This is a genomic window from Mycobacterium sp. PO1 (assembly GCF_017312405.1).
GTDB lineage: Bacteria > Actinomycetota > Actinomycetes > Mycobacteriales > Mycobacteriaceae > Mycobacterium.
In genome coordinates this window covers 83,394-99,721 of record NZ_BLTG01000074.1, presented here as the reverse complement: position 1 = coordinate 99,721, position 16,328 = coordinate 83,394, and the positions used below count along the sequence as shown (strand labels likewise).

At 66.4% G+C, this 16,328-nt stretch carries 13 protein-coding genes; 5 read left to right on the top strand and 8 right to left on the bottom strand.

The annotated features are described in order from the left end of the window. Window positions 1-8: 8 nt before the first annotated feature. A complete protein-coding gene (locus J3476_RS21880) occupies window positions 9-794 on the bottom strand; it encodes an enoyl-CoA hydratase (protein ID WP_207068448.1) in 786 nt (261 codons plus the stop codon). Window positions 795-1,017: 223 nt separating this feature from the next. On the opposite strand from J3476_RS21880, the gene J3476_RS21875 reads away from it, so the two are divergent. The 4 genes from J3476_RS21875 to J3476_RS21860 all read left to right on the top strand — a co-directional run bounded on the left by J3476_RS21875 (window position 1,018) and on the right by J3476_RS21860 (window position 5,666). Further along, a complete protein-coding gene (locus J3476_RS21875) occupies window positions 1,018-1,737 on the top strand; it encodes a TetR/AcrR family transcriptional regulator (protein WP_207068447.1) in 720 nt (239 codons plus the stop codon). Between the two features lie 325 nt (window positions 1,738-2,062). Beyond that, entirely contained in the window at window positions 2,063-3,187 is a 1,125-nt protein-coding gene (locus J3476_RS21870) for a cytochrome P450 (RefSeq protein ID WP_286183525.1), read from the top strand. 37 nt (window positions 3,188-3,224) lie between these two features. After that, window positions 3,225-4,061: a mycofactocin-coupled SDR family oxidoreductase gene (locus J3476_RS21865; RefSeq protein WP_207068445.1), complete on the top strand. Its 837-nt coding sequence runs from the start codon at window positions 3,225-3,227 to the stop codon at window positions 4,059-4,061. 156 nt (window positions 4,062-4,217) lie between these two features. Then, entirely contained in the window at window positions 4,218-5,666 is a 1,449-nt protein-coding gene (locus J3476_RS21860; protein WP_207068444.1) for a wax ester/triacylglycerol synthase family O-acyltransferase, read from the top strand. Here the strand turns inward: J3476_RS21860 and fadD12 are convergent. Continuing rightward, on the bottom strand, window positions 5,663-7,306 hold the full coding sequence (gene fadD12, locus J3476_RS21855; RefSeq protein WP_207068443.1) for an acyl-CoA ligase FadD12: 1,644 nt from the start codon (window positions 7,304-7,306) through the stop codon (window positions 5,663-5,665). The two genes, J3476_RS21860 and fadD12, sit on opposite strands and share 4 nt — an antisense overlap. A 2-nt stretch (window positions 7,307-7,308) precedes the next feature. Then, on the bottom strand, window positions 7,309-8,103 hold the full coding sequence (locus J3476_RS21850; protein WP_207068442.1) for a lysophospholipid acyltransferase family protein: 795 nt from the start codon (window positions 8,101-8,103) through the stop codon (window positions 7,309-7,311). Between the two features lie 61 nt (window positions 8,104-8,164). On the opposite strand from J3476_RS21850, the gene J3476_RS21845 reads away from it, so the two are divergent. Then, the gene (locus J3476_RS21845) at window positions 8,165-9,226 is read left to right on the top strand and encodes an NAD(P)-dependent oxidoreductase (RefSeq protein WP_207068441.1); all 1,062 of its coding nucleotides are present in this window, start codon (window positions 8,165-8,167) and stop codon (window positions 9,224-9,226) included. A gap of 103 nt (window positions 9,227-9,329) precedes the next feature. Here J3476_RS21845 and J3476_RS21840 read toward each other — a convergent pair whose 3' ends face one another. Genes J3476_RS21840 through J3476_RS21820 form a run of 5 tightly spaced genes read right to left on the bottom strand, consistent with a single transcriptional unit; the run spans window position 9,330 to window position 16,327 of the window. Further along, the gene (locus J3476_RS21840; RefSeq protein WP_207068440.1) at window positions 9,330-11,747 is read right to left on the bottom strand and encodes a CoA transferase; all 2,418 of its coding nucleotides are present in this window, start codon (window positions 11,745-11,747) and stop codon (window positions 9,330-9,332) included. A 7-nt stretch (window positions 11,748-11,754) separates the two neighbouring features. Further along, window positions 11,755-12,714: an enoyl-CoA hydratase/isomerase family protein gene (locus J3476_RS21835; protein ID WP_207068439.1), complete on the bottom strand. Its 960-nt coding sequence runs from the start codon at window positions 12,712-12,714 to the stop codon at window positions 11,755-11,757. Next, the gene (locus tag J3476_RS21830; RefSeq protein ID WP_207068438.1) at window positions 12,707-13,840 is read right to left on the bottom strand and encodes a Xaa-Pro peptidase family protein; all 1,134 of its coding nucleotides are present in this window, start codon (window positions 13,838-13,840) and stop codon (window positions 12,707-12,709) included. The genes J3476_RS21835 and J3476_RS21830 overlap by 8 nt, the downstream gene beginning before the upstream one ends. Next, window positions 13,830-15,116, bottom strand: a complete 1,287-nt coding sequence (locus J3476_RS21825; RefSeq protein WP_207068437.1) for a Xaa-Pro peptidase family protein — start codon at window positions 15,114-15,116, stop codon at window positions 13,830-13,832. The genes J3476_RS21830 and J3476_RS21825 overlap by 11 nt, the downstream gene beginning before the upstream one ends. Window positions 15,117-15,118: 2 nt before the next feature. Beyond that, a complete protein-coding gene (locus J3476_RS21820; protein WP_207068436.1) occupies window positions 15,119-16,327 on the bottom strand; it encodes an amidohydrolase family protein in 1,209 nt (402 codons plus the stop codon). Window position 16,328 lies beyond the last annotated feature (1 nt).

The following is a 16,328-nucleotide window of genomic DNA, read 5'->3' as shown; positions in this document are numbered from 1 at the left end:
GTGAGCATCTAGCTGCTGTTGGCGGCCTTCATCTGCGCCAGGTCCACCAGGACCGGCCAGCCACCGACTGACAGCGCGTTGCCGTGCCCTGTCTGGTGCACGTCGAAGACCGACTGGATGGCGGCGTAGAAGCCTTGCACGTCCAGGGTCTGGTTGACCGCCCGTTTGGCCTGTCGCAGGGCGAAGGGGGGCATCTTGGCGATCTGTTCGGCCAACGCCCGGGTCTCGGTGTGGAGTTCGTCTCGCGGCACCACCCGGTTGACCATGCCGGTGCTCAGCACCTCCTCGGCAGTCATCGCCCGCCCGGTGAACAGGATCTCCTTGGCCTTTCGGGGGCCCAGTTCCCAGGTGTGCCCGTGGTATTCGACGCCGCCGATGCCCATCAACACCACCGGGTCGGAGAACTGCGCATCATCAGCAGCGATGATCAGGTCGCACGGCCAGCACAGCAGCAGTCCGCCCGAGATGCACCGGCCCTGCACGGCGGCAATCGACGGCTTGGGGACGTTGCGCCATCTCAGGGTGTACTCGAGATAGCGTTTGGCCTCGTGCTCGATGATGAACTCGAGCGTGATCTTGTCCGGCACCGGCCCGCCGCCTTTGAGGTCGTGTCCGGCGGAGAAGTGTTTGCCGTTGGCCCGCAGGACGATCACCGACACCTCGCTGTCCGCGGCCGCGCGGGTCCACGCCGCATCGAGTTCGTCGAGCAACTCGGGGTTCTGGGCGTTGGCCGCCTCGGGACGATTGAGCGTGATGGTCGCGATCCTGTCGGCGACGTCGTATTCGATGTACACGGGGGCGTTCTCCAGACGGGGTTACGGACGGCATGGGCGGGTACCACGGATGGCGCAGCGGGCCGCACGGGAATGCCGGTAGCGAGCACAACGGTTGAGTTGAACCGTGTCACGTCCGACTATCCACGAGGCCCTTCTGTTATCTCGAAAATGAGAATACTATTCTCAGGATGAGGAAGTTACAATCTCTGACACGTGGGCCGAGAGGGGGTCGAGGACCGCTATGGCAAGGCGTTCTCCGGTACAGTCAGTTCATGTTCTCCCCAGTCGGCCTACAGTCGAGTCGCCGGTGACAAGTCCCAGCGAAGAGCCCGCCTGGAAGCAAAGGGCGGTCGAGCGTTCCATCAAAACCGCCAAACTGCGGGCAGCTCAGCGTGTGCAGCGCTTCCTCGACGCTGCGCAGGCAATCATCATCGAGAAGGGCAGCACCGACTTCACCGTCCAGGAAGTCGTCGACCGGTCCCGACAGTCGTTGCGCAGCTTCTACCTGCAGTTCGACGGCAAGCACGAGCTCCTGCTCGCCCTGTTCGAGGATGCCCTGAGTCGGTCCGCGGACCAGATTCGGGCCGCGACGGCGAGCCAGGCCGACCCGCTGGAACGCCTCGAAGTGGCCGTCAAGCTGCTGTTCGAGTCGTCTCGCCCGGACCCATCGGCCAAGCGTCCGCTGTTCACCGATTTCGCCCCACGACTGCTGGTGTCCCACCCGTCCGAGGTCAAGGTGGCCCACGCCCCGCTGCTCGCGCTGCTCACCGAGCTGATGGAAGAGGCCAGCGCCGCGGGCCAGCTGCGCGACAGCATCAATGCCAAGCGGATGGCAGCCATGACCATGCAGACGGTGATGTTCGTCGCGCAGTCGAGCAGCGACGGCGAAGACGGAGCTGCCCATCCGATCACAGCCGACGAGGTGTGGGACTTCTGCTCCCACGGTTTCGCCGCCGAATAGGCAAGAATCTCGCTCTCCGCTCGCTAGAATCCTGTTAACGCTTGCGCGCCCCATGGGGCGTCGCGTACCACGCCGTTGACAAGACTTCCGCATTCGAGAAGACCATTCTTCTTTTCCAAGAGTTGCACTCGCCTCAGAAGAGTCGGGCATTGACACGCACATGGCCACGGTGCCAGAGTTGTGAGACAAATCGTAGCCTGATGTCTTACGCCAAGACCGGTCCAGCGAGAGGACACCTGTGACGATCAGCGCCGAGAACTCCGACCTACCGGGCGCCTCGACGGTCGACGACCTGTATTACGACCCGTACAGCGTCGAACTGAACATGAACCCCTATCCGGTGTTCGCCCGGATACGCGAAGAAGCGCCGTTGTACTACAACGACAAGCACGACTTCTATGCCTTGAGCCGTTTCGACGATGTCAACAAGGCCGTCATCGATCACGACACCTTCATCTCGGGGCGCGGGGCGCTTCTCGAGATCATCAAGTCCGGCATGGAGATCCCGCCCGGCACCTTGATCTTCGAGGATCCGCCGATCCACAACATCCACCGTAATCTGCTGTCGCGCATGTTCACCCCGCGCAAGGTGCTGGCACTGGAACCGCAGATCCGCGAGTTCACCGCACGCTGCCTGGATCCGCTCGTGGGGTCCGGGCGCTTCGACTTCGTCAACGACCTCGGTGAACAGATGCCCATGCGCGTGATCGGCATGCTGCTCGGCATTCCCGAAGAGCATCAGCGCCGCGTCGCCGACCACGGCGAGGCGACGTTGATGAACGAGCAGGTCGACCTGCTGGCGACCGGTGAGGTGTTCGCCGAGTTCATCGACTACCGCGCCGAGCATCCCTCCGACGACATCATGACCGACCTGCTGACCGCCGAGTTCACCGACGAGACGGGGACGGTGCGGCGGCTGCGCCGTGATGAACTGCTGATGTATCTGACGGTGGTCGCCACCGCGGGGGCCGAGACCACCACCCGCCTGATCGGGTGGGCCGGCAAGACGTTGGCCGACTTCCCCGACCAGCGACGCGAGCTCGCCGAGAACCCCGACCTCATTCCGCAGGCGATCGAAGAGATCCTGCGCTGGGAGCCTCCGGCGCTGCAGATCGCGCGCTATGTCAGTCGAGACGTCTCCTACTACGGACAGACGGTGCCCGAGGGCTCGGCAATGTTGATGCTGGTGGGCGCCGCCAACCGGGACCACCGCCGTTTCGCGCCCGATGGCGACGTCTTCGACATCCACCGGGAACAGCGCTCGCACATGACATTCGGTGCTGGAACCCACTTCTGCATGGGCAATGCGCTGGCCCGACTCGAAGGCCGCATCGCGCTCGAGGAGATCCTCAAGCGGTTCCCGGAGTGGGATGTCGACTGGGCGAACGCCGCGCCGTCGCAGACCACCGCCGTGCGGGGCTGGGAAGCCATGCCCACTTTCATTTCCTGACGTTCAACCATCACATCGATCAGAAGGACCACACATCATGGCAGGACGGGTAGAAGGCAAGGTCGCGTTCATCACCGGCGCGGCGCGCGGTCAGGGACGGGCGCACGCTGTGCGCATGGCCCAGGAGGGCGCCGACATCATCGCCGTCGACATCTGCAGGCAGATCGACAGTGTGCTGATCCCCTTGTCCTCACCGGAGGACCTGGCCGAGACCGCGGATATGGTCAAGAACGCCGGTGGCCGCATCCACACCGCAGAGGTCGACGTTCGTGACTACGACGCGCTCAAGGCTGCCGTCGACGCCGGTGTCGAGGAGTTCGGCAAGCTCGACATCATCATCGCCAACGCCGGTATCGGCAACGGCGGTCAGACGCTCGACAAGACCGGTGAACCCGACTGGGACGACATGATCGGGGTGAACCTGTCCGGGGTGTGGAAAACGGTGAAAGCCGGTGTGCCGCACATCCTTGCCGGAGGCAACGGCGGTTCCATCATCCTGACCAGCTCGGTCGGCGGCCTGAAGGCGTACCCGCACACCGGGCACTACGTTGCCGCCAAGCACGGTGTGGTCGGCTTGATGCGCACCTTCGCCGTCGAGCTCGGGGCGCAGAACATCCGGGTGAACTCGGTGCACCCGACCAACGTGAACACCCCGCTGTTCATGAACGAACCGACGATGAAGCTGTTCCGTCCCGATCTGGAGAACCCGGGTCCGGACGACATGAAGGTGGTCGGCCAGCTCATGCACACCCTGCCGATCGGCTGGGTGGAGCCGGAGGACATCGCCAACGCGGTGTTGTTCCTCGCCTCCGACGAGGCGCGCTTCATCACCGGTGTGACATTGCCGGTGGACGGCGGCAGCTGCCTGAAGTGACGACGTCGGCGTAGCCCTCCCCGCAGCACTGGGCACAGCGCTACGCGGCGGCGTCCGTCGACGTGAAGACCCCCGATGCGTTGAACATCCTCGGCGGCTGAGGCATTCCGCCGAATCCGCAGTGATCATGGCGTTCGGGTGGTTGCATGTCTGTCCATGAAGCGGCTCAACGGCATGGACGCCATGCTGTTGTACAGCGAGACCCCGAACCTGCACACCCATACGCTGAAAGTCGCGATACTCGATGCGTCGGGTTACGCCGACGAGGACAGAGCCCCGTACGGATTCGACGCGTTCCACCGCACGGTCGCGCGCCGGCTGCATCTGCTGGACCCGTTGCGCTACCGGCTGGTCGACATACCATGGCACCTGCATCACCCGATGTGGTTGCAGGACTGTCCGGTGGACCTGGACTATCACCTGCGTCGGGTCCGGGTGCCCGCCCCAGGCGGTCGCCGTGAACTCGACCGGCTGATCGGCGAGATCGCCAGCACGCCGCTGGACCGCACCAAGCCGTTGTGGGAATTCCACTTCGCCGAGGGAATGGCCGACCAGCGGTTCGCCCTGATCGGGAAGGTGCACCACACCCTCGCCGACGGGGTGGCGTCGGCCAATCTGCTTGCCCGGCTGATGGATCTGTCCGGCGACGAACAGGACGAACGCGACGATCCCCCGGCCGGCTGTGACAACCCGTCCGACGGGGAACTACTCAAAGAAGCTCAGCTGGACCACTTTCGGAACATCGCCGGGTTACCCGGACTCGTGGCCGACGCGGCGCGGGGCTTCACTCGGTTACGACGGCGGTCCCGCCAACGCCGCGCTCATCCGGATCTGGCCAGACCCTTCAATGCCCCGCCCACGTTTCTCAACCACGTCGTGTCGCCGGTCCGCACGTTCGCGACGGCGTCGCTGTCGCTGCCCGAGGTCAAGGAGACCGCCAAACACCTGGGCGTGACATTCAACGACGTCGTACTGGCCGTGGCCGCCGGTGGACTGCGCGAGTTGTTGTTGCGTCACGACGGGCGGGCCGACCGCCCCATCCTGGCGACGGTCCCGGTCGCGATCGACAAATCCGCGGAGCGGGTCACGGGCAACGAAATCGGCGGGATGATGGTCTCGCTGCCGGTGCACGTCGACGACGCAATGCAACGGGTGAGGCTGACGTCGCTGGCGACCGCCAGGGCCAAGGAGGACAACGACCTGCTCGGGCCGGCCCTGCAGAGCCGCATGCTCGAGTACCTGCCCCCGCCGCTCGCGCCGACGCTGTTCCGCCTGCAGGCCAAGCGCGCCGATCACAACCGGTTGATGAACGTCGCGGTGTCCAACGTGCCCGGCCCCCGACGGCGGGGACACATCGGCGGGGCACCGGTCACCGAGATCTACTCGGTGGGTGTGCTTTCGGCGGGCAGTGCGTTCAACATGACAGTGTGGAGCTATGTCGATCAGGTCGACATCGCGGTGTTGTCCGACGATGCCACCTTCGACGATCCGCACGAGGCCACCGACGCAATGGTCCACGCGTTCGCAGAATTACGTCGCGTCTGCGGACTACCGATCCCCGGCGTCGTGGATTCGGCGATGGCTCCGGCGCCGGCCGAGAGCTAACCTGCCCGGTTGCGCAACTCGTTGCGGAGGATCTTGCCGGTGCTGCCGCGCGGCAACGCGGGCAGCAGTGTGATGTCGCGAGGCACCTTGTAATTGGCGAGGTTGTCACGGACGTGCTGCTTGAGGTCGTCCACCTCGACGGACGCCCCCTTGTCGAGTACCACGAACGCGGCGAGCCGCTGGCCGTACTGCTCGTCGTCCACACCGAGCACCGCCGCTTCGGCCACGCCCGGATGGGCGGTGAGGATCTTCTCCACCTCGATGGGATAGACGTTCTCCCCGCCGGAGACGATCATCTCGTCGTCGCGACCGACCACGAACAGCCTGCCGGCCGCGTCGAGGTATCCCATGTCCCCCGAGGCCATGAAACCGTCGTGGAAGTCCTTGGTGGCACCCGAGGTGTATCCGTCGAACAGCGTCGAGCTGCGCACGAAGATCTGGCCGACCTCTCCGTCGGCCACCTCCCGGTGGTCGGCGGAGAGGATGCGCAGCTCGGTACCGTCGGCGGGTCGGCCCGCGGTGTCCGGCGCCGCGCGCAGGTCTGCGGGAGTGGCGGTCGCGATCATGCCCGCCTCGGTGGCGTTGTAGTTGTTGTAGATCACGTCGCCGAACTGGTCCATGAACGCGGTGACCACGTCCGGGCGCATCCGCGAGCCCGACGCGGTGGCGAAACGAAGCGACTTGGCGCTGTAGCGGTTTCGCACGTCGTCGGGCAGGTCCATGATGCGGTCGAACATGACCGGCACCACGGCCAGACCGGTGGCCCGGTGCCGGTCGATCAGCGCCAGCGTGGCCTCCGGATCGAACCTGCGACGGGTGACGATCGGACAGGCCAGCAGCGCGGCGAACAGCAGCTGCGAGAAGCCCCACGCGTGAAACATCGGCGCGGCGATGACGATCGGCTCCTCGGCGCGCCACGGAGTGCGGTCCAGGACTGCCTTCAGGTCGCCCGCGCCGCCGCTGCCGGCAGATCGTTTGGCGCCCTTCGGCGCTCCGGTGGTGCCGGAAGTCAGCAGGATCACGTCGCTCTTGCGGCTGGCAGGCTGCGGCCGTCGGCCGAGGTGAGCCTCGATAAGTGAGTCGACTGTGGCGGTGGCGCTGTGGGTTACGTCGGTTCCGTCGGCGCTGTCGGCCCAGGCCAGTATCCGCGTGGCGTTCGGAATGTCGCGCAGCGCCCGCTCGACGGTGTCGGTGAACTCCTCGTCATAGATCACGTTGATCGGCCTGCCGGCGCTCTCCCGCTCGATCACCTCTGCCATGGCGGGCCCGGCGAACGACGTGTTCAACAACACGACATCGGCACCGATGCGGTTGGCGCCCACCAGCGCCTCGATGAAACCGCGATGATTTCGGCACATCACCGCCACCGTCGCCGGTAGGCCGGAGTGCGAATTCTTCTGCTGCAGCGCGACACCGAGTGCGTCACAACGGTCGTCGAGCTGCCTCCAGGTCAATGTGCCGCGTTCGTCGATCAGGCCCGCGCGGTCGGGGCAGCGCTGGGCCGCCGCGGCGAAGCCCACTGTGGCGGTCAGGCCGGCACGACGCATCGCCATCCCCATGCGCAGGTATCGGTCCGGGCGCATCGGCGCGATGAGCCGGGCACGCCACAGCGTGCGGAACAACGCCCGGGCATCCGCCATGCTCAGCCCAGAATCGGAAAACGGCGGTTGCGAGCCAGATCGTCGAGCGCCGCCTGCATGACCGCGCGCACGTGCCCGTCGACCTCGTCGACGTCGGGGTTCTCGCCGAACTCGGCGACCACGTCGATCGGCTCCAGGACGCGGGTCACGATCTTGGCCGGGAGCGGGAGGTTGGGTGGGACGATCAGCGAGAGCCCAAACGGAAAGCCGACACTGACGGGCAGAATCTCCATCCGCGCACGGGTCAGGCCGAGGCGGCGTGCGAGCGAGGCGCCGCGGGCCAGGAACAGCTGAGTTTCCTGCGCACCGATGGACACCATCGGCACGATGGGCACACCGGATTCGACGGCGGTACGCACATATCCGGTGCGGCCGTTGAAATCCACGACGTTCGCCGTCATCGTCGGACGGTAGGAGTCGTAGTCACCACCCGGAAACACCAGCACCGCACCCGATCGCAATGCCGCTGCCGCGTTCTCCCGGCTGGCCTCGATCACGCCCGCCTTCCGCAGGTAGTCGCCGAGCGGACCCACGAACACGCCGTAGTGCGCCAGGGTGTAGAGCGGCCGGTCGAAGCCGAAGTGTCCGTAGAACTGCGGCGCGAAAACCAGCACGTCAGGGGTGAGCATGCCGCCCGAGTGGTTCGACACGACGAGCGCACCGCCGGCGGCGGGCAGGGCGTCCATGCCACGGACTTCCGCACGGAAGTATCGTTTGATGACCGGCCCCACCCAGCTGGTGATCTGACGGGTGAAACCGGGATCCCATTTGGCCGTCTCGGCCGGCTCGTCGGACATGGTAGATGGATATGCTACTCTCAGATTTGGAGAATGTCATATCCGCAGCTAGGGGGCGTTGATGCCGGGTACGGTGCTTGTCACCGGGGGGTTCGGGCTGGTCGGATCGGCCACGGTGCGACGACTGGCCGAGCTCGGACGCACCGTCGTCGTCGCCGACTTGGGCAGCCCCGCCAACCGCGAGGCGCAGGCGGCACTACCCGCCGGAGTCACGGCACGGTGGGTCGACCTCACCGACGCCGAGCAGACCGCGGAGTTGGTCGCCGACGTGGCCCCCGAGGTCATCATCCACCTGGCCGCGATCATTCCTCCGGGGATCTACAAGAACCGGTCGCTGGCCCGGAAAGTCAATGTCGACGCCACCGCGACCCTGGTGAAGATCGCCGAGGGACAGCCCGAACCCCCGCGGTTCGTGCAGGCGTCCAGCAATGCTGTCTTCGGTTCACGGAATCCGCACCGCGCAACCGGACCGGTGACCGCGGACATGCCGTTGAAGCACTCCGACCTCTACAGCGCCCACAAGGCGCAGGCCGAGGAGATTGTGCGGGCGTCGTCGCTCCCGTGGGTGGTGCTGCGACTCGGTGGGGTCCTCAGCACCGATCCCAAGGCGATCCCGTTCTCCTCCGACGCGCTGTACTTCGAGAGCCTGCTGCCCACCGACGGCAGATTGCACAGCGTCGACGTTCGCGACGTCGCATGGGCGTTCGCCGCCGCTACGACCGCAGACGTGGTGGGTGAGATCCTGCTGATCGCCGGAGACGACTCCCACCGACGGGTCCAGGGTGAGGTCGGCAAGGCGCTGGCCGAGTCCCGCGGCCTCAAGGGCGGCTTGGTGCCCGGCCGCAAGGGCGACCCCAACAGCGACGACGACTGGTTCGTCACCGACTGGATGGACACCGCCCGAGCTCAGGAAGCGCTGCAGTTCCAGCACTATTCGTGGCAGGACATGCTCGACGAGTCACGCGCGCAGGCCGGGCCGTCCCGGTATGTGCTCACTGCGCTGGCACCGCTGGTGCGGGCGCTGCTGAAGCGCCGCGGGGCCTACTGGAAGCAGCCGGGGCAGTACGCCGATCCCTGGGGTGCCGTCCGCCGCAAGCTGGGAGACCCGTCCCCCGACGCGTGACCCTCACCCCGGCCCGAGGGTGGCCCCGCCCGTCCGCGGATGGAAGTACCAACCACCGGCGGCCTCGGTGCCACCGTCGACGCGATCGTCACGGATTCTGAGGCTAGCGGGCCGGCGTGCTTCCGATGACGCCTTCGGCTTCGAGCCGATCGACGTCGGCGTCGTCGAGCCCGATCTCCCGGAGCAGTTCGCGGTTGTGCTGGCCCAGAAGTGGGGCAGGCGTGGTGTGCACCCGGTCCGGGCCTCCGGAGAAGCGAAACGGCAACGTACTGTGGAGCGAGGTCGGATTGACCGGGTGCCCGACCGGCTCGAAGAACTTCCGCGACCGCAGCTGCGCGAGTTCGGTCTGGCGGTGCGGCTGGAGCACCTTGGCCACCGGCACGTCATGTGCCCAGAGGGCAGATACGATCTCGTCACCGGTGCGATCGGCGCACCAGCTGGACAGATGCCGGTCGATCAGGTCGTGGTGCGCATACCGCCGTTCCGCTGTGGCCAGCTCACCGGAGACCATCCACTCGGGTCGGCCCAGCGCATCGCACAGACCACACCATTGCGCGTCGGTGGCCACCGCAATCGCCGCCCAGCTGTCAGCGCGGCCGAACTCATCGATCTCGTTGGTGCGGTAGAGGTTCTGCGGCGCGGCGGCGGGACCGCGATTGCCGGCACGTTCCAGCACCGCGCCGTATGCCGAGTATTCGATGACCTGTTCGGCCGCCACGTTCAGCGCTGCGTCGACCATGGCGGCCTCCACCATCGAGCCCTCGCCGGTACGCTGCCGGTGCGCCAGCGCGAGCAGCAGAGCGTTGAGGGCGTGAATGCCGGCGTTGGGGTCGCCGACCGAGTAGGGCTCGTACGGATTGCGGTCGGGATAACCTGTCAGCCAGCTGATTCCGGCGGCAGCTTCGATGACGTAGGCGAACGCCGGGTTGTCGCGCCACGGACCGTCGAGGCCGAAACCCGGCATCCGCAGCATGATCACGTCGGGGCGGACGGCCCTGACCTCGTCGTAGGTCAGTCCCATGCTTTCCAGCACCCGGGGGGTGAAGTTCTCCACCACGACGTCGGCGGTGGCGATCAGTCGTTTGAGCAGGTCGCGGCCCTCCGCGCTCTGCAGGTTCAGCGTCACCCCCCGCTTGTTGGTGTTCAGGCCCGAGAAGATCGGTGAGCGTTCCCACCAGAGTTCCTCGGTGACCGGGATGCCGGCGATCAGCCTGGTGCCGTCGGGATGGCGGGTCGATTCCACATGGATCACGTCGGCGCCGAGCATGGCCACCAGGTGGGTGCAACTCGGGCCGGCCCAGAAGGTGGTCATGTCGATCACCCGCAGACCGGCGAACGGCAACCCTTTCCGCGAACGTGCATTCCCGGTAGCAGGCCAGGCATCGGCACTACGGGGAATGCACGTTCGCGAGCGGTAGTGCTCGGTGTGCTCGCCGAGGCGCGGCGCGGGCTCGGGAGGGCGTAGCGCCGCGGGCGTCATGCGGTAGGGGTGGGTGGGTTGAGTGAACCCCTCGCGTGGATTGACCACGAACGATCGGCGGGCGACAAAGTGATCCAGCCCTTCGACGTTGGCACCGTTGGCCACCGGGGCATTGGGGATGCGGAAGGCGGTGGCCAGGTCCCGGATCTCGTCGACGGTCTGCTCGCCCACCCACGCGTAGAGCTCGTCGGCTTTCTCGTTGGCCTGTTGGGTGATCGACAGCGGCGAGTCCTCGTCGATCCAGTCGTCGTGGCCGGTCATCGCACACAGGTCGAACCACTGTTGAGCTGTGCCGCAACCGATGTCGATCAGACCGTCCATGGCACGGGCGATGCCCGGCACTGTCAGGCGGCGCGCGTCGCGCCAGGGCCGACCCAGCATCTCGTAGTAACTGACCGGATAGTAGGTCAGCCCGAGGACGGAGGTCTCGAGCCTCGACACATCGACGAGCTCGGCGCCGCCGCGCATCCAGGAGGCCATCGTCGCTGCGCTGGCGTAGGCACCGGCGAGATAGTCGCCCACCTGACCGCCGACGTGGACCGGCGCCCGGTCCGGGGCCCCGCGGCCCAGACCGACGATCCCGCCCGACCAGGCCTGCAGCGTGAATTCGGTCGCGGCCTTGTCTTTCCAGGGACCCTCGAGCCCGAACGAGGTGATCGCGGTGACCGTCAGGTGCGGGTGACGCCGCCGCATCGCCTCAGGCGCGAACCGCCCGTCGCCGGCCACGCCCGGCCCCGGGGACCAGACGACGGCATCCGCTCCCGCCAGCAGGGCGTCGACAAACGCACCGTCGGTGTCCGGCTCGGCGATCACGGAGCGCTTCGAGCAGGCCAAGAACGAGAACAGCGCACCATCGGTGCCGTCGAGGATCTCGGCTCTCGATGCCGACCAGCCGCGCAGTTGGTCACCTTCGGGTGGCTCGACCTTGATCACCTCGGCGCCACCGTCGGCGAGCAGTTTCGTGCAGTACGCGCCCGCAATCCCGCTGGACAGGTCGACGACGACGTGGCCGGCAAGAGGCGGGTCAGGCTCTGGGCGCACCGAAGGTCTAGTCCTCCTTGGCCCGGTTGCGCTTGCTCAACCGGAATTCGGGCGGGAACTTGCTGTCGTTGTCGTTGACTGCCGCAGAGAGGCCGGAGTCGATCGACTCGAACATGTCCAGGTCGTCGTCGCTGTCGTTGGCCACCCCGTTACCCATCGACTCGAAGAACGCGCTGAGCAGGCTACCCAGGTACTCGCCCTGCTGTTGCTTGAAGATCTCGAAGAACATCTTCTGCTGGAACACCGTGTCCACGGGGCGGTTCCGCGCGCAGGCGAGCGCGTACTTCTGCGTCTCTGCCTCCAACTGGTCGCGCGCGACCACCTTGTTGAGGAAGTTGCAGTCGTACATCTCGGCGGCGGTGAACGGCCGACCGGTGAAGACCATCTCCTGGAACTTGCGCAGGCCCATCATCTGCACCCAGGTCCACATCCGGGGACCCCACCCGTGGTAGCGAAACGACGGGTGACCGAACAGAGCGTCGTCGGACGAGATCACCAGGTCGGCGTCGGCACACTGGTAGAAATGCCAGCCGTAGCAGTAGCCCTTCGCCTCGACGATGCTGATCTTCTTGAAGTCCTGCAATGCACGGTTGCCGGCCTGCGAGTTGGCGTACCAGGCGCTGATGGTGGCACCGTTGCGGAAGGTGCCTTTCGGAGGATAGGTGACCTCACCGACCCCGTCGTCCTCCAGCCGCAGTTCGGCCAGCCGCACGGCGGGATCGTCGTTGCCCTCCATGAACTCCGGTAGGTCCGCGCCGCTGCCCAGGTTGTCGCCGACGCCGCGGATGATGACCACCTTGACGTCGTTGTCGGCGTTGGCTGCGCGCAGCACGTCGGCGTAGCGCAGCCGGGCCATCGAGGTCGGCGCGTTGAGGAACTCCGGACGGTTGAACGTGATCGTCGCGATCTTGGTCTTCGGGTCTTTGTCGTAGAGGATGATCTCCTCGGGCGACGGACGCTCAGCCATGAACGGCCTCGCCGTAGGCCGGCAACGTCGACAGTATCTCGGCGCCGTCGTCGGTGATCAGCACCGCATCGCGGGTGAGCACCGCGCCGACGCCCTGCTCCCAGACATAGGCGGTCAGCGCCAGCACCATCCCCGCCTCGAGGACGTCGGTCTCGGCGGTCGCCCGTAACCCCGGCGATACCACCGGCGGGTCGAATCCCAGACCCAGACCGTGGGCGACCGGCATCGCCGGCAGCGCCTCCCCTGCCTGTTGATAGGCGTCCAGCAAGGTGCTCGTGGTCGCACCGGGCCGACAGGACGCGACCAGCCTGTCCCACAACTCGTCCCTGCGGCGGTAGAGCGCTGTGCTTGCCTCGGTGGGTTCGCCGACCACGAGCGTGCGCGCCACTTCGGCGACATAACCGTCGGCCAGCACTCCGGCCGACAACACGACCAGATCACCGTCGCGTACCCGGCCGTCCCCCTCGGCGCGACGCCACGGATGCTGCTTCGACGTCACCCACGCGGCGTCCTGCGTTGCCGGGGTACTGACCCCTCCGGCGGCCTCGGCCTCCAGTATCGTTCCCGCCAAGGCCTTTTCGCTGACACCGGCGCTCAGCGCGGCGACACCGGCGGCGACGCCCTTCTCGGCGATCACGAGAGCGTTGCGCAGGGCCGCCACTTCCTCGGGTGTCTTGATGCGACGAGCTGCTTGCAAGGCCTGCTCGGCATCGACCAGCTCCGCGTTCGGGAACGCCATCGGTAGCAGCTGGGCGAACATCGGGGTCAGAGCGTCGGTGCCGACGCGCCGGAACGTCTCGGCGCCCTTGATGTTCTGCAGGATCCCGACCAGCGTCATCGGATTCCACGCGAAGCCGTAGAGGTTCTCGTGCGGGATCTCCGCAGGTATGCCCTCGTCCCAGGTGCTGTTGAGATGGATCTCTCCGGTCTCCCGCACAAACTCGCAGACCGGACCGAACGGGCGGGTGCCGACCACCCACAGTTGTGGGGCCCCGGAGATGTAGCGGACGTTGGCCTGGCGTCCGAGCACCAGGGCGTCGAGGTCGTGCGCCTCCATCTGGGCCAGCGCTCGTTCGCGCCGGCTCAAGCGCAACGCTCGGCCGTCGGCCTCGATCTCAGTTCCCATCGGTCACCTCATACGGCTCGTACGGATACGCGGTCAGCGGCATCCAGCCGCCTTCGGTGACCACCACGATCTCCTCACCGCGATAGCCCCCGGTGCCGTCCTCCCACACCAGCGGTTCGAGCACCAACAACATGCCGGCCGGGAAAGCGAACTCGTCGTCCCATTTCTGACCGAGGTCCGTGCCGATCATGGGCATTTCGGCAGCACTGGTCCCGATACCGTGACCCAGATAGAAGTGCGGCAGCCACGGCTTCTCACCGCCCGCCGCCGCGGTCGCGGCTCGGCCCAGGTCACCGCAGGTGACACCGGCCTTGGTCACCGCGAGCACCTCGTCGACGATGTGTCCCCACCTGTCGAACTGCCTCTGCTGGGCAGGAGTCGGATCCTGGCCGACGATCCAGGTGCGCCCGTGGTCCGAGCAGTAGCCGTGGTAGGCGATGGACACGTCGGTCCACAGCACATCGCCCTGCGCCAGTTCCCGCTCGGTGGTCAGCAGCGGGAGGGCGAGATCACCGGTGGTGGTCCAGGTTCCCTCGGCTTTCGAGGCGGGCATGACCTGCCATATCGAATCGAACATGTTCGTGGTCGCGCCGAGTTCGAAGGTGCGCCGGACGAATTCGGCGGACAGGTCGATCTGACGGGCGCCGGGCGCCAGGGACCTCTGGATCTCCCCGACCGCCACTTCGGTGATCTGGCAGGCGCGCCGGATACAGGCGATCTGGTCGATGGTCTTGACCAGTTTCGCCGCGCCGATCACCGGGCCTGCGTCCACCGGAGCGCTGGGAAACAGCGCACTGCCGGCGCGCCGCATCGCCCCGGTCAGCTCGTCCGTCGCGACGGTGGCACCGACCGGGATGAGGCCGGCCAGAATGGTGGCGAACTGTGCGACGCCTTCGTCGAATTCGAGGTAGACCGGCCCGTGCATGTGGTCGTCGGGCAGGCCGGACTCCGTGGCCGCACCTTCTCGAAAGGGCAGGAACAGGTGCGGATGCTCGTCGCCGGCGAGAACCACGGCGACCGGCCGCTCGACATGCGACAGCCCGGCGTCTGCCAGCGGCCAGCTGATCCCGGTGGCGTACGTGACGTTGCCGTTGCCGAGCAGGACCACAGCGTCGATGCGCTGCTCGGCCATCGCCGCGTGCAGTCGTGCACCGACTTCTCTGCGCATCCGGGCGAAATCGGGCTCGGGCGGGATGTCCAGCCAGGTGTACCCGGTCTTGGCGATCTGGGTGACGCCAGGTTCAGTGGACGCGGTTCTGGACGCAGTCCCGGACATTGTCACAGCCCCAGGAACTTCTGCACGTTGGTGCTGACGATCTTCACCGCCGCCTCAGGGCCGACCGTCTCGACGACGGAAGCCAGCGACCTCTCGGAATAGCCGAACGTGCTTTCGTTGTGCGGGTAGTCCGACGACCACATGACGTTGTCCACGCCGATGTGGTCGATCAACTGCAACCCGAGCGGGTCCACCATGAACGACGCGCTCATGTGGTGATCCCAATAGTGGCGCACGTCGTGCTCGAGCTGGTGATTGAACATGTGCCGGTAGGACGCCAGCATGTGCTCGGCGTCCTGCAGCGCGGTGGGCACCCACGCGATTCCGCCCTCGAACCACCCGATCCTGAGCGAGGGATGGCGATCGAGGATGCCGGAGAAGACGTACTTGGCGAACTGCTCGCGGAACGAGTCGACGTTGACCATCATGCCGACGACGACGCTGTTGTGCTGGCACGGCGTCTTGGGCGGGGTCTCACCGATGTGGTGGCTCACCGGGACACCGGATGCTTCGATCTCGTCCCACACCGCGTCCATGGCGGTGCTGCCGTAGTCGTAGATGTTGCCGTCGTCGTCCTTACCCGGATTCAGCGGTAGCAGGAACGTCTTGAGCCCCAACGCCTTCAGTTCCTCGAGCGTGCTGCGGGCGCCCTTGGGGTCCCACCAGTTGATCAGCCCGACCCCATAGAAGTGCCCGCTGGACCGCTCCTGCAGGTCGGCGATGTGTTCGTTGTAGATGCGGAAGACGCGTTCGCGCAGAGACTTGTCCGGGTAGTGGAACAACGCGAGCACGGCGTTGGGAAACGCCAGCTCCTTGTCGATGCCGTCCTCTTTGAGTTCGCGGATGCGTGCCTCGATGTTGTTGGACGCCGCACCGGCGAGGTCGTCGTACTGCATGAGGACGCGACCGAAGTCACCACCGGTCCACGCCTTGCCCTTCATGCCGACCATGTAAGCGCCGTCCTCGTACCAGATGCGCGGCGCTGCGCCCTTGAGCTCCTCGGGAAAGCGTTCGTAGAAGATGTCGTCGGCGACCGAGATGTGGTTGTCCGCGGAGAAGATCGTCGTGTCGGCGGGCAGCCCGGGGATTCCGCCGCCGGAGTGGCCGTGCCGGTTCTTGGGTGCGCCGAACCCCTCCGGCGGATACCAGGCCGGGGGTTGAGCGGGTGAAGGTGTCGCGGCGGGTGACGGTGTGGCTGTAGGGGTCGACATC

Bases quoted from the DNA above. Each gene is read 5' to 3' on its own strand.
- J3476_RS21875 (WP_207068447.1), top strand. From the start codon at position 1,018: ATGGCAAGGCGTTCTCCGGTACAGTCAGTTCATGTTCTCCCCAGTCGG.
- J3476_RS21870 (WP_286183525.1), top strand. From the start codon at position 2,063: ATGAACCCCTATCCGGTGTTCGCCCGGATACGCGAAGAAGCGCCGTTG.
- J3476_RS21865 (WP_207068445.1), top strand. From the start codon at position 3,225: ATGGCAGGACGGGTAGAAGGCAAGGTCGCGTTCATCACCGGCGCGGCG.
- J3476_RS21860 (WP_207068444.1), top strand. From the start codon at position 4,218: ATGAAGCGGCTCAACGGCATGGACGCCATGCTGTTGTACAGCGAGACC.
- fadD12 (WP_207068443.1), bottom strand. From the start codon at position 7,306: ATGGCGGATGCCCGGGCGTTGTTCCGCACGCTGTGGCGTGCCCGGCTC.
- J3476_RS21850 (WP_207068442.1), bottom strand. From the start codon at position 8,103: ATGTCCGACGAGCCGGCCGAGACGGCCAAATGGGATCCCGGTTTCACC.
- J3476_RS21845 (WP_207068441.1), top strand. From the start codon at position 8,165: ATGCCGGGTACGGTGCTTGTCACCGGGGGGTTCGGGCTGGTCGGATCG.
- J3476_RS21835 (WP_207068439.1), bottom strand. From the start codon at position 12,714: ATGGCTGAGCGTCCGTCGCCCGAGGAGATCATCCTCTACGACAAAGAC.
- J3476_RS21830 (WP_207068438.1), bottom strand. From the start codon at position 13,840: ATGGGAACTGAGATCGAGGCCGACGGCCGAGCGTTGCGCTTGAGCCGG.
- J3476_RS21825 (WP_207068437.1), bottom strand. From the start codon at position 15,116: ATGTCCGGGACTGCGTCCAGAACCGCGTCCACTGAACCTGGCGTCACC.
- J3476_RS21820 (WP_207068436.1), bottom strand. From the start codon at position 16,327: ATGTCGACCCCTACAGCCACACCGTCACCCGCCGCGACACCTTCACCC.